General features: G+C 34.7%; 14 protein-coding genes. 2 read left to right on the forward strand and 12 right to left on the reverse strand.

The window, feature by feature from the left end:
- Positions 1–147 precede the first annotated feature (147 nt).
- From P0Y62_12430 to P0Y62_12485, 12 genes are all read right to left on the reverse strand, one after another.
- The gene (locus P0Y62_12430) at positions 148–1,185 is read right to left on the reverse strand and encodes an outer membrane beta-barrel protein (protein ID WEK68656.1); all 1,038 of its coding nucleotides are present in this window, start codon (positions 1,183–1,185) and stop codon (positions 148–150) included.
- A 31-nt stretch (positions 1,186–1,216) separates the two neighbouring features.
- On the reverse strand, positions 1,217–1,849 hold the full coding sequence (locus P0Y62_12435; GenBank protein WEK68657.1) for a hypothetical protein: 633 nt from the start codon (positions 1,847–1,849) through the stop codon (positions 1,217–1,219).
- On the reverse strand, positions 1,830–2,396 hold the full coding sequence (locus tag P0Y62_12440; protein ID WEK68658.1) for an RNA polymerase sigma factor: 567 nt from the start codon (positions 2,394–2,396) through the stop codon (positions 1,830–1,832). The genes P0Y62_12435 and P0Y62_12440 overlap by 20 nt, the downstream gene beginning before the upstream one ends.
- 205 nt (positions 2,397–2,601) lie before the next feature.
- Positions 2,602–3,540, reverse strand: coding sequence for a Dyp-type peroxidase (locus tag P0Y62_12445; GenBank protein ID WEK68659.1), 939 nt, complete (start codon positions 3,538–3,540; stop codon positions 2,602–2,604).
- Positions 3,541–3,559: 19 nt separating this feature from the next.
- Positions 3,560–4,285 carry an ABC transporter ATP-binding protein gene (locus P0Y62_12450; GenBank protein WEK68660.1) on the reverse strand — a complete coding sequence of 242 codons (726 nt, stop codon included), beginning with the start codon at positions 4,283–4,285 and terminating at the stop codon, positions 3,560–3,562.
- A 1-nt stretch (position 4,286) separates the two neighbouring features.
- Positions 4,287–5,753 carry a DUF5687 family protein gene (locus P0Y62_12455; protein WEK68661.1) on the reverse strand — a complete coding sequence of 489 codons (1,467 nt, stop codon included), beginning with the start codon at positions 5,751–5,753 and terminating at the stop codon, positions 4,287–4,289.
- Between the two features lie 319 nt (positions 5,754–6,072).
- On the reverse strand, positions 6,073–7,722 hold the full coding sequence (locus P0Y62_12460; protein ID WEK68662.1) for a DNA repair protein RecN: 1,650 nt from the start codon (positions 7,720–7,722) through the stop codon (positions 6,073–6,075).
- A gap of 71 nt (positions 7,723–7,793) precedes the next feature.
- Complete coding sequence (locus tag P0Y62_12465) at positions 7,794–8,702, reverse strand: DUF4835 family protein (GenBank protein WEK68663.1); 909 nt, start codon at positions 8,700–8,702, stop codon at positions 7,794–7,796.
- A gap of 37 nt (positions 8,703–8,739) precedes the next feature.
- A complete protein-coding gene (gene coaBC / locus P0Y62_12470; protein ID WEK68664.1) occupies positions 8,740–9,942 on the reverse strand; it encodes a bifunctional phosphopantothenoylcysteine decarboxylase/phosphopantothenate--cysteine ligase CoaBC in 1,203 nt (400 codons plus the stop codon).
- Between the two features lie 124 nt (positions 9,943–10,066).
- Entirely contained in the window at positions 10,067–10,390 is a 324-nt protein-coding gene (locus P0Y62_12475) for a DNA-directed RNA polymerase subunit omega (protein WEK68665.1), read from the reverse strand.
- Positions 10,391–10,432: 42 nt separating this feature from the next.
- Positions 10,433–11,428 carry an outer membrane protein assembly factor BamD gene (gene bamD / locus P0Y62_12480; protein WEK68666.1) on the reverse strand — a complete coding sequence of 332 codons (996 nt, stop codon included), beginning with the start codon at positions 11,426–11,428 and terminating at the stop codon, positions 10,433–10,435.
- A 103-nt stretch (positions 11,429–11,531) separates the two neighbouring features.
- On the reverse strand, positions 11,532–12,161 hold the full coding sequence (locus P0Y62_12485) for a TetR family transcriptional regulator (GenBank protein WEK68667.1): 630 nt from the start codon (positions 12,159–12,161) through the stop codon (positions 11,532–11,534).
- Between the two features lie 97 nt (positions 12,162–12,258).
- On the opposite strand from P0Y62_12485, the gene P0Y62_12490 reads away from it, so the two are divergent.
- Positions 12,259–12,885, forward strand: coding sequence for a TatD family hydrolase (locus tag P0Y62_12490; protein ID WEK68668.1), 627 nt, complete (start codon positions 12,259–12,261; stop codon positions 12,883–12,885).
- The gene (locus P0Y62_12495; GenBank protein ID WEK68669.1) at positions 12,878–13,603 is read left to right on the forward strand and encodes a tRNA threonylcarbamoyladenosine dehydratase; all 726 of its coding nucleotides are present in this window, start codon (positions 12,878–12,880) and stop codon (positions 13,601–13,603) included. Before P0Y62_12490 ends, P0Y62_12495 begins: the two co-directional genes overlap by 8 nt.
- The last annotated feature ends 80 nt before the right edge of the window (positions 13,604–13,683 follow it).

Genomic DNA, 13,683 nt, shown 5'->3' on the forward strand with positions numbered 1-13,683 from the left:
GCAGAAAATTGCAGAGTGCTTTTGTTTGTTAATATGAATGTTATTATTTACTATTCAATTCTCATACCAAAGATTAATAATTTATTTTTATTTTGTATTCAAGCCATCGAATATTAATCTACATACAGCAGAAAATATTTTCGACTTTTACCACCAAAGTGCTACTCCGAAAACTAGTGCTTTATCGTTTTCAAAGTTTCCGTTTTTAAAGAAGTTCCCGAAATCTTTTTTCACGAAAATACTAAAGTCATCATAAGAAACTGTAAACTGACCTCCGTAAATGAAAGGACTCACCTGATAATTTCCTCTGTCTCTGTCGCTGATTCCTTCTCCTTTTATAATATTATTGGTTGACATTTTTACTCCACCGTAAACATTGGCTCCCACTTTAAATCCTTTTTGATAATCTCTGTATTGAATATCCATTCCTGCATTTTTCAGCTTGGAAAAATTGTACTGAATTCCCAGCGGAACCATAATATATCCTGTTCTCAGCTTGCTTTTACTTAATCCTTTCTCATAATTGGCCAGATAAACATTAGAGTTAGCATCTTTGGCAACGAACATATTATTGTCAATACTTAATGTTCTCCATGAGAAGCCAATTCCGGAAATCAATCCCCATGGACTTGTTCTACTGAACTGATAATTAAATTTTAACCCGAATTCAAGATTTCCGGCATATCCTAAGTTTTTATCCAGCGCATTGTCTGCTTCACTGTTGGTAAGATTCATGATTCCATAAGAAATATATCCAGCAAAGTTTTTTGTAGGTCTGAATTTTTTCAACAGTTTTTCTTTTAATTCTTCATTGGAAGTTACGTCAGAATTCAGTAGTGAATATCTTACCTGCTTCTGGATCACCGTATCCAAATCAAAACCTAATTCTTCAATTCTCTGATCTATTCTTTCCGAGAAACGATCTGCCAATACAGATTTTTGTTTATCAAATTCTGTTTTATCAAGATTTTTTGCCTGGAGAGTCAGTAATTCTGCTTCCATCATTTTCTTTTCTTCCTTAATAATTGCATCGATCTTTCTGGCATATTCATCTACTTTTTCTTTTACAATAGGGCTTACTTCTGTATCTTCTTTAGGCTGAAGATTTATCAACGGTTTTCTTTGCGCATATATTGATGTGGAAACAAGACATACGAATCCCATCATGATCATTTTTTTAATCATATTATTAATTTTTAATTGTTAAACTTTAGTATTATTTACGGTTCAGATCAACGGTTGCCACATTGCTTTCCTTTGTTTTTTCGATGACATCTTTATGCTCTACCGAAAAAAGTAAGGTAGCAGGATCTACGTATTTTTTCCTTTTCACAGAAGTTTTCTTAGCATCTTCTGCTTGAGCCACAATCTTATCCGCCGGAGCAGAAACCTTAGAAATTTCAGGAGCTATCACCGGTGTTTCATCTTTTGAAGCTGCTTTTTGTGTTTGCTCAGCTAAAACTTTAGGAACGGACTGGACTTTATCAACGATTTTATTGACAGGTTCATTAGTTTCCTTAATTATTTTTTTCTCTGCATATACAGGTTCAGAAACTGTAATTTCATCTATCTTTTCAGTTGTTCTTTCCTGGGTAGAACTCTCTTTTACTTTAGTGATTGTAGTATCCTTGATATTATTTTTTTCTGAAGGATTTGAAAAGAGTACAAAGCCCAAACCAAAAACAAGTATAATACATGCCGCTGCCAACAGCCAGTTCATACGGAATTTAGATTGTGGATTTTCTTTCTGCAACTCTATCTCAGACCAAAGATCTCTTGAAGGAGCAATTTCTCTTTCGGTGATCTGTTTTTTTATTTGGTGTTCCAAATTATCTCTGAATGTGTTCATTTTTCATTGTTTTTTGTTGTTGAAGATAAAGTACTCTCAGCTTCTCTTTTGCCCGAAACAATTGGGTCTTGCTCACTGCAGTGGAAATTTTCAGTGTATCGGCAATCTCCTGATGCGAATAGTCTTCCAATACATACAAGTTGAAAACCATTCTGTACGCATCCGGAAGCTGATCTAAAAGATCCTGCGCATTGAAATCAAAAATAACTTCTTCTTCGGAAGCATCCATCATCAATGACGGATTGATATCATCAATATAAAAAACGGTTTTGTGACTTTTTATAAAGTTAAGACACTCATTGACAACAATTCGTCTTGCCCATCCTTCCAGATTTCCTTCTCCACGAAAGCTTTCAATGTGCTTGAAAATTTTACAAAAGGCTTTAATGACACAATCTTCCGCCTGATACAAATCGCTGATGTAGCTTTTCCCTACGCTCAGAAACTTTTTGACGTTCTGCTCATAAAAAACTTTTTGAGCAGCCGGGTCCTGTTTTTTAAGGCGGCTGAGCAAATCTTCTTTTTTATTTCCAAATAAAAGCTTCATGAATTATCTGTTTCTATCTTAAAGACAACAAAGTTTTAAAAAGGTTACACAAAAATTTTTTTTTTGAAAATTTATTCTTTCTGTCATTCTGAACGAAATGAAATGCAGTGAAGAATCTGTTTAAATGATGAGATTCTTACTCCGTCAGAATGACAAAACACAATGATTTTATATTAAAAAAGACAGAAAAATTCTGTCTCTTATTTTATCCTGAAAATTCATCCAACATATCTCTGGTCGGAACAAAGAAAAGTGTTCCAGTAACCGCTGTACTGAAGTCTAAAATCCTGTCGTAGTTCCCCGGAGGATTACCAATAAACATATTCGTCAGCATTTTTTTAGTTGTTGAGAATGTATTGGCGTAAGAAATAAAATAGGTTCCAAACTCACCTGTTGAAGGGCTTCCGAATGGCATATTATCTCTAACAATTTTAAGCTCTTCTCCGTTTTCCCCTTCAATATTAGCCAATGCAATGTGAGAGTTTGCAGGCTTCACATCATCCGACATTTCAATATCATTCTCTTTTGATCTTCCTATTACCTTCTCCTGCTCTTCTGTAGAAAGGCTTCTCCACGCATTCATATTGTGAAGATATTTCTGGGTGAAAAGATAGCTTCCGCCTTTATACTGTGGATCTTCATCTCCAATTTTAGCAAAAAAATCACGGTCTTCGTTGTGTGGATTTTCAGTTCCGTCTACAAAACCAAGAATCGATCGAGCATCCCAATATTTAAATCCATGAATTTCCAAAATGCTTTCCGCAACAGGGGACAGTAATTTCGAAATTTCAATTGCCATATCGAAAATAATACTTTTATCATCCGCTCTCAGATGAAAATGCAAATCTCCCGGTGTAGAAACTGCGGTATGCTTTTCTCCTTTTATCTCCTCAAAACTGACCAGTTCTTTAGGTAGCGGAGTCGGAAGACCAAGGATATTCCATGCACGATATCCAATTCCGAATACACAGCTCGATCTGCTGTCCGGAAACCTGTTGAAAACAGAATTATTAAGGTTGAGTACCAACGCACACAATTGTTGAAAAACTTCTTTCAGTTTGGGATCATCAACCAATTTCCAAACCATAAAAATTGTATTGCTGTTTGGATAATCGGTCACGTTTTGGGATTCAGCACCTGCCATTTTTAATATTTAATTTGAATTACATAATTTCTTCAGCCGGCTTAGAGACCTGATCTGCAAAATACTGTTCCAGATCCTTCAGCGTTTCAGGATTCGTCTGGATGTCTTTTACCAGTTGTCCTTTGTTCACCACCACAATTCGGTTACAGACTTCTGTTGTATGTGAAAGATCATGGCTGGAAATAAGAAAGGTTACTCCATCCTGCTTGGATAATTCTTTAATTAAATTCTTAAGTTTAATCTGTGTAGAAGGATCGAGATTGGCAAAAGGTTCATCTAAAATAATAATTTCAGGGTTTCCGATAATCGCGCCCACAATTCCTACCTTTTTCTGGTTTCCTTTTGAAAGATCGCGAACGTATTTCCCAGAGTTTAGGATTTCACCGTTAAAAAGATCATGAAACTGTTTTAAAAACTCATCCACAGAGGCTTTATTCTGTCCTCTCAATTCTCCGATGAAATAAAAATATTCTTCTGGTGTAAGATAGCCTATCAAAAAAGAATCGTCTACGAAGGCTGAAACTTTATTTTTCCAATCTTCAGATTCATTTACTTTTATACCATCTATGCTTACAAAACCTGTTGTTGCCTGAATTAAATCCAGCATTAAGCTGAAGAGTGTCGTTTTTCCTGCTCCGTTGTTTCCCACCAAACCGAAAGTTTCGCCGTTGGGAATTTCAAGGTTTTCTATATTTAAAACGGTTGCTTTACCGTAAGTTTTTGATAAATTATTAATAGTGATCATATTAATCTTTGTTTTTGAATGCTTCTAATGTACTGTATTTTTCTACTTTATAATGTTTCACGATGATGTCGAAGATTTTTTCTCGTAATACAAATCCAATCAATCCCATGATGGCCACACTGATAACTCCTGCCGTAATTCCGAAGAAACGCTGCATAATACCAAACACCACCATCGGTAAGAACATTTTCGGAATTAACAAAAGTAAAGCCTTGACGTTAAAACTATTTTTCTGACCGAATCTTTTTTCTTTAGAATTCAGATCAATCTGAGTTTTATTAAATGCCCCGGACCAAAGGGTAAACTGAGAATTCACCCCGATATTATAAATCCCAGCTGCGAAAAACGTAACATACATTTCCCAGCCGAAATAAGCATAGCAAACCGCCAGTACCATACAAGCTGCCGTTACAATATTCATCAGCCACCATTTTGCCTTTAAATATTCTTTATAAGGAACATTCAGTGTCATCATTAAAGGATAATATGAACTGTCGAAAGCCGGAACTCTCTGCCCGAATAAAAACTGGAAACCTCCCGTTACAAACAAACCCATAAACATCGTCATCGCCGGAGTTTTATAGATAGGTGAAGAAAACATCAGCATTCCATAAAAAAGGAACAGCACGCTTCCCAGCAAAATTCCTTTAGCCACCTTGTTTCGCTTCAGCATTTTAATATCATTATTGATGAATGTACCGATAGCTCCATATTTATTCAGGAAAGCAATGTTTTCTGTTTTTCCGATATCTTTTTTTACCTCCAGTCCTTCATCCAGATAAAAAACCTTATGAATATGGTTAAAACAAATCTTCCATAAACCGACAAATAAAATGATTGAAATGACTACGAAATAAGGCTTTTCATAAAAGCTAAAGAAAAACTTTTCGGAATATTCCAGTACCGGAACAATATTGTAGTACGTAAGTCCTCCCACTGCTGCGAAAATACACCCCACAACAATTGCTACCGTTTCTTTTTCATTGAAAAGGATATTGATAAAGTTATTCAGATAAAATAACAGAGAAACTCCGAGAAACCAGGTAAAAACTCCGATCACATCATACCCGTTGAATATCGCAATCCCCGAAAAGGTAATAAAAAAAAGAGAATTCAGCCAACTGAAGGCAGACAGAAAAGTCTTGCTCAACATATAGTTAACCAAAGTCTTTTTAAGAATATTTAAGGTAAGAAAAGGTTTGATGTTCTGCGTCGGCATTTCCTGCCACATATATTTAGCAATGAGATCAACTGCCCAAGCTGCAATTAAAAATTTAGACACCACCTTTATTGGGTTTCCATGCAAGTCTTCCTGAATATAGAAGAATGCTAAAAATGCTCCCACAACGAGACACCCCATAAAATACAGAATCCCTAAAAGACGGAAAATCTTCATCGCCAGATTGATCCCTAAGGAAGAACCCCTGAAAAAGCTTTTGAACTCTAATCTTAAGAATTTAAAAAACATAGTTATCTTTTTTTACATTAGTAAATATAAGGGTAAAAATGTTACAGATTTTGATGAGATTAGCAGATATAAGGTTATTTTATTAAGTTAACTTTTGGTTATATAGGAAATCTGTATAAAATGAAATTTGTATAAAATGTCATTCTGACAAAGGAAGAATCCTTGCAAAATGAAAAGATTCTTCACTCCACTTGGTTTCGTTCAGAATGACAGACCTTATTTATATTTAAGAAAGAAATCAATAATATCATTCTACTTGAATACAATAAAAAAGGCTTCCGAATTTTCGGAAGCCCTTTTTTATTTTTAATTGAATAAGTTATCCTATCAATTCTTTCGCCTGAGCCATAGCAGCTTCTGTAATTTTACTTCCGGAAAGCAATTGGGCAATTTCATTGAGTTTTTCTTCGTCACTTAAAGGCACAATAGTAGATTGTGTTTTCCCGGAAACATCCTGTTTTACCACTTTATAGTTGTTGTTCCCTTTTGCTGCAACCTGTGCTAAGTGGGAAATAACGATAAGCTGCATATCCGAAGACATTTCACGCATCAGATTTCCGATTTCTTCGGCTACTTTTCCTGAAACTCCGGTATCAATTTCGTCTAAAATAAGCGTTGGAAGCTCATCACTTTCTGCAATAATTTTCTTTACCGCCAACATAACACGTGATCTTTCACCTCCTGAAATAGCTGTCTGAATGGGCTTTAAAGGAAAACCTGAGTTTGCCTGGAATAATAACTGAATATTTTCTTTTCCGAATTGATTAAAATCTGAAGAATCCTGCAACTGGATATCTACTTTTGCTTTTTCCAAGCCTAGTTTTTTAAGCAGTTCTTCTGCTTTTTTAATGAAGACAGGAATACTTTTCTTTCTGTTATTTGAAATCTTTTGTGACAGATTTTGAAGCGTTTTTTCTTTTTTAGTAATATTTTCTTCTATCGCTGCAATATTCGTTTCCAGTTCAGAGGCTCCTTGCTGATCTCCCGATAACTGATCTCTTATTTCTTTCAATTCATCAATTCCTGAAACGCTATGTTTTAGAAATAATGAATTTATTTTATTGTTAAGCTCAGAAAGCAAAACCAAATTTTCAGGATTTATTTCAATTTTTTCGGCCTCATTCTCCAGTTCAGAAATAATATCCTTTATTTCCACAAAAGATGTTTCAAGCCTTTCATCCAGATCAGAAAAACTATGGGAAACTTCTGAAATTTTAGAAAGTTTATTTTTCGCTTCATTAAAGAATGAAAGAATTCCGACTTCTTCCTGATGAAATCTGGATAAAACCTGTGCAAGATTTTCGGAGATCATTTCAGCATTTTCCTGAATGGAAAGTTGATTTTGCAGCTCTTCGTAGTCTACATCATCCAGCTGAAGTTCTTCAAGTTCGTTCAGTAAAAATTCTTTATAATCACTTTCTTTATTGGTTTCAGCAAGCTGTGTCTGAAGCTTTTTAAGCTGAACTTTTAAACTCTGGAAATCCGAAAATTCAAGCTGATATTCTTCCACGATTTTTTTATTTTCAGAAAGTCCGTCAATAATTTTAAACTGGTATTCTGCCGTAAAAAGATTGGAAGTTTCAAACTGGGAATGAATATCAATAAGCTGGGAAGAAAGCTCTTTCAGGACATCCAACGTTACCGGAACGTCATTGATGAAAGCTCTAGACTTTCCAGATGGCAGAATTTCTCTTCTTATGATAGTCTGCTGATCGTAATCAAGATCATTTTCTATAAAAAATTTCTTAAAACGGTTGTTCAGTGCAAACTCTGTTTCTACAATACTTTTTTCTTCGGTATTAGAAATGGATTTTACATCTGCTCTTTCTCCCAGAATAAGGCGAAGTGCACCCAGAATAATTGATTTTCCAGCTCCTGTTTCTCCGGTAATGACCTGTAGTCCTTTATGCAAAGACACATCAAGTACATCAATAAGGGCAAAATTTTTAATATAAATTCTCGAAAGCATAAATCAGTAGCAGATTACGATTGGTACTGCAAATATAAAATTTCCAAGTCAGAAATTAAGAATCAGGTTTATTACTTCCATTTATTCCATTTGGAATCGATATACTTCGGCGCAAAAACAATCATAAGCTGTTTTAAATCACCCAACATGACTCCTCCGTTGTTATTGGAATTGAAAATATTGAAAATTTCATCATTTTTAGCTTCAATAAAAATGTTGAAAGCATAGTTCTGCTGGAAATTGTTTTCATATGCTTTTAACTGCATTAAGGCGTCAAAAATAGCCTTTTTAGAAGGATTCTGGTCCTGATTGTAAAGCCCGTCCAATCCGATTCTATGATAGGTATAAAAAGTATTTCTTAATTGATTGGTATTAGAATTCAGTAATGTACTGATCAGATTCCCTCTTGTTCTGGGACCTTCTGTTCCTAACTGAGACCAGCCTTCGTAATTTCTGTTCTGAGAGTTCTGAGCAATCTGCTGTGCTTTTGTAAACCACTGAGTTCCTCCCATTGCCTGAAAGCTATCCGCATCATATCCCAAAATCAGATACACATAAAAGCTGATGACATCAATCAGATTTTTTCCGGAAAATTGGCGCTCATTAAAAATAAGGTTTTCATTTTCCACATATTCGAACCCGAATTTTGTATCCTGAACATTAAGCAATGGAGATTCATAGTTGGTATTGAATACGGGACGAACTGCCTGTACAACGATACTTCCTTTATAATTATTTCCGTCTTTCTCGCTGATAATGATCGCAAAATTTGATTTAATTTTTTCAAAGTTTTGTAATTTTTTCCCTGTCCAGCTCGTATTGTTGATAAAATCTCTAAGACTTTTTTCCAGTGTTTTATACACCTGCTGATTACTTCCTCCCATCTGCTGAGCATTAATCTGAACCGTAGAAAGCAGTTCCTGTGAAAAGCTAAAGTTAAATAGGAAAAATATAAAAAATATGCTTAAAATTCTTTTCATTGTTTATTTAAAAATTGAGAACGGAAATTTATAAAAATTATTTTAATAGCTGATTTTCAATAAAGTTGAAAATATCTTTAGCCACTTCGTCTTTAGATTTCAGATCAAACTCTGTTTTCTCCGTTTTTGTAAAGATTTTTATTTTATTGGTATCGTTTTTAAATCCTGCTCCTTTGTCCCTCAAAGAATTCAGGATAATCATATCCAGATTTTTCTTTTCTAATTTTCCTTTGGCATTTTCTTCTTCATTCTGAGTTTCCAAAGCAAATCCCACCAAAAACTGATGATTCTTTTTCTCTCCCATTGTTTTCAGAATATCCGGATTTTTAATGAGCTCTATGGTTAAATTATCATCATTTTTTTTAATCTTCTCTTTCGCCACTTCTTTCGGTGCATAGTCTGCTACTGCAGCACTTGCAATCGCAATATCAACTTTTTCATAGAACTGAAACACCTGTTCAAGCATTTCCCTTGCGGAGGTTACTCTATGGATTTCGATAGTATGAATATTTGTTTTTTCAGAACTCGGTCCGGAAATCAGAATCACTTTTGCTCCTCTTTTTGCCGCTTCTTCAGCCAGAGAAAATCCCATTTTTCCCGAAGAATGATTCCCAATAAAACGAACAGGATCTATTGCTTCATAGGTTGGTCCCGCTGTAATAAGAACTGTTTTACCTTCTAAGGATTTATTTTGATCCGAATCAAAAAATTCTTCAATTTTTTTTACGATAGTTTCCGGTTCTGCCATTCTTCCCTGTCCTATCAAACCACTCGCCAATTCACCGCTTTCAGCCGGAATAATATAATGTCCGTAGCTTTCTGCCAATTCAAGATTTTTCTTTGTAGAGGGATGCTGATACATATCTAAATCCATTGCAGGAGCAATAAATACAGGACATTTTGCAGACATATAGGTCGCGATCAGTAAATTATCACAGGTTCCGTGAACCATTTTTGACAGTGTATTGGATGTGCAGGGAGCAACAATTATTACATCTGCCCACAAAGCGAGCTCTACATGGCTATTCCAGGTTCCGTTATCTCCATAAAAATCTGTGTAAACAGGTTTCTTTGATAAGGTAGAGAGGCTCAATTTTGTAACAAAATTTTCTGCATCGGGAGTCATGATAACCTGAACTTCCGCTCCTTTTTTCACAAAATCTCTTATTAAAAAATGAATTTTGTAAGCTGCAATTCCTCCAGAAACGGCGATTAGTATCTTTTTGCCGGAAACACTCATTGAGTTTTATTTTTTTGAATCACTAATTTACTTATTTTTCCCATAACAGCCATTATATAAAATAGCAAAGGTCATAAAGAAACTGTTTTCTTTATGACCTTTGTATATTTAAAATACCAGATGATTATTTTCTATCTTCTGTTTTTCTGAAGTATACATCATCATTTAACCATTCTTCAATTGCAATAGAAGTTGGCTTTGGAAGTTTTTCATAGTGTTTAGAGATTTCAATCTGCTCTCTGTTTTCAAAAACTTCTTCCAATGTAGAGTTGTGAACAGCAAATTCATCCAGTTTGTTGTGCAATTCTGTACGAATTTCTGCATTGATCTGCTCTGCTCTTTTTCCCATGATAACAATAGCTTCATAGATTGAACCTACTTTATCTTCAATCTTGTCTTTATCGTAAGTAATTGTATTTACTTCTGCTTTTGTATCTTTTACGCTCATTTTGAGAAATTTATTTTATTTTTAAGATGGCAAATTTACAAATTATCTTTGAATTTTGAAAGTCGCTGCAGGCGGAGGTGTTTGAAGTGCCGCACTATCCCTTTGAATCTGCATTGCTTTTTTCTCAGCAGAAACCTGATCTTTCAGCTGCTGCTCTGTCTTTGCCTTGTCTGCAAGCTTAGCCGCTTCCTTCTTTTGTCTCTCGGTAAGAGTAGCAATTCTTGCTTCAGTATTTTTCTTTACAACAGCAAAATCTTTCTTATCTCTTTCCAGTTTTTGTCTAAGATCTAAAGCCGTTTTTGCATATTCTGTATTTGGCATTTCTTTTTCTACCTGTCTTGTAAAAGAAAGTGCACTTTCAATACGCTCCTCTTTCAAATCATATACAGACCTAGCAGCTAATTCATATCGGGACTTCATGATAAAGTCATAAATCTTCGGACGAAGTTTTGTCCCTGGGAAGTCTTCCAAAACATTTTCCAACGCAACATTGGCAGCTTTGTAATCTCCCATTTTGAAATATTGTCTTGCGTTTTCGTATGCCTTAAATTCTAATTTATACGAAAGCTCTTCAATAAGTGTGTTGATATTTTTCGATCTTTCAGAGTTAGGATAATTATTTAAGAAATCCTGAAGCTCATTAATAGCCAGTTCTGTACTGGACTGATCCAGATTATAGTCCATAGACCCTTCATAGTAGCACAAAGCAGACATATATGCCGCCTCTTCTGCTCTAGGATCTTTAGGGAAACTTACTGCAAAATTTTTAAACTGATGCCCTGCAAGTTTATAGCTCTTATCATAATAGTTTGCATAAGCCGTATTGAAACCTACGTTAGGAAAGTCATCCGTACCTGCTACCAGATTGGTAAGTCTATCATAAAGAGCCAACGCATTTTTCCACTTCTTCTTTGCAAAATTTTCGTTTGCCGCCTTTAAAATGTAGTTTTTATCAGCACTTCTCATAGCTCTTTCCTGCTGGCTCACACATGATACAACAACAGATAGTGCAAAAAGACCTAAAATATATTTTTTCATATAAAAAATTCAACAGTTTTCGGATTTTACAGCCGATTTACTAATTTGCAAAAATATAACTTTTTTACCAAAAGATTTTTTTTTATGATTATTTAACGTAATTTTAGTCTGCAGCGTATCCTAAAATGGCAAAAACACTTAATAAGAGATTCATTCTGATTTTTTTCTCTGCTTCTTTTACATAGGTCTCGTCATCTTTGTGAGGTACATACAGTTCATAGAAATTTCTGTTTCTGATCACAAATAATGTAGAACCGATAATAGTGGTTAAAATATCTTCAGGTTTAGGAGTAAAAGTAAATACCCCGGAAGCAACTCCTTTCTTAATGACCTCATCTATTTTTCTTACAAAAAGCTGGTAGAAATCCAGCAGTTCATCTTTTAAATTATCGGTATGCCTAAGTTCCTGAGTTACGAAACCGTGAAAATAATTATATTTAAAAAGCTGGGTTACGATAAATTTAATCATCTCTTTCATCTGCATCTCCGGTTTTCCGTCTTTAATCGTATCTGCAAATTCCGAAAAATTCTCTCTGGTTTTTAAAACCCTGTACTGATAGAGATAAGACATCATTTTTTCCTTAGAACCAAAGTAGTACGAAATCATCGCTACATTGATATTCGCTTTGGAAGAAATATCCCTTACAGAAGTTCCTTCATACCCTTTTTTGGCAATAAGCTCTTCTGCTATATCTAAAATATGAATCTGCTTTTCGGTAAACTTTTTTCTCATGAGGATTGAGTTTGAGTAAAGTTAGGAAATTTTTAACATATTTATAAACGTTTGTTTAGGATTGTTGGCTACAGCTTTAAAAATTGTATTTTTGATCATGAATTGTTTTGATTTTCATCATCATAAGAAAAGTTTACCTTTGGGGATTTATAATATGGACCCCTCCGATCAGATTCCAGATTCTTTATATTCTGTCGGAATTCATCCTAAAGATATTCAACATGACAAGATCACAGAGCAGTTTCATTGGTTAAAAGACAATATTACAGAATACTGTTTTGCCATCGGGGAATGTGGTTTAGATTCATTGGTACCTATTGATCAGAAAATTCAGCAAGATGTTTTTTTGAAACAGATAGAGCTTTCCAACGAAGTAAAAAAACCTCTTATTATTCATTGTGTCCGGAAATTTTACGAAGTGATTTCTTTCAGGAAAAAAGCGAACCAGGCGATGGTCATTCATGGATTCAACAAAAAAGAAAGTATTGCCCATGATCTTCTTAAAAATAATTTTTATCTGAGTTTTGGAAAAGCTGTTTTGTATAATTTATCTTTGCAGAATACTTTGAAAATTACCCCTTTAAACAGAATCTTTCTGGAAACCGATAACGAAGATTTTGAAATAGCGACATTGTATGAGAAAGTTTCGGTTATAAAAGGGATTTCTTTAGAAGAATTGAATGAACAGATTGTAGAAAATTTAGAGAATATAAAACATGGATAAATACTGGTTGGAAAGAACAGAGCTTCTGATTAAAGAAAAAGGATTGGAAAAGCTTAGTAAAGCAAACGTTTTAGTGGTCGGATTGGGAGGTGTAGGTTCTTTTGCCGCAGAATTTCTTGCCAGAGCCGGAGTCGGAAACATGACGATTGTGGATGGAGACACTGTAGATATCACGAATATCAACCGACAGCTTCCTGCGCTTCACTCAACCGTTGGAAAGCATAAGGTAGAAGTTGTTGCAGAAAGACTTTTAGATATCAATCCTAATCTTCATCTCATAAAAATCAACGAATTTCTGAATCCTGAAAGAATGGATCAGGTTCTTGATGAAGGAAATTTCAACTATGTTCTTGACTGTATCGACAGTGTGACTCCCAAGCTTAAATTATTGATCGCCGCGAGAAGAAGAAAGATAAAGGTAGTAAGTTCCATGGGAGCAGGCGGAAAATCCGATCCAAGTAAAGTCATGGTGAGAGACATCAGCAAAAGCCATAATTGTCATTTAGCCAGACAGATAAGAAAAAGACTGAAAAAAGAGAAAATAAATAAGGGAATCCGTTGTGTGTTTTCTAATGAGATTCAAAATGAAGAGAGCTTAAAAATGACTGACGGAACCAATTACAAAAGATCTTTTTACGGAACAATCAGCTATATCCCTGCTATTTTTGGCTTATATGCTGCTGCGGAAGTAATCAGTCATTTGGTAAAGAAAGATTAAAAATTATTAAGATGCTTCAACTTCGCTCAGCATGACATTTCTAATACTACATATTTTTAGTATTACTACTCTAAGTGAAG

This window comes from Candidatus Chryseobacterium colombiense (assembly GCA_029203185.1).
GTDB classification, from domain to species: domain Bacteria; phylum Bacteroidota; class Bacteroidia; order Flavobacteriales; family Weeksellaceae; genus Chryseobacterium; species Chryseobacterium colombiense.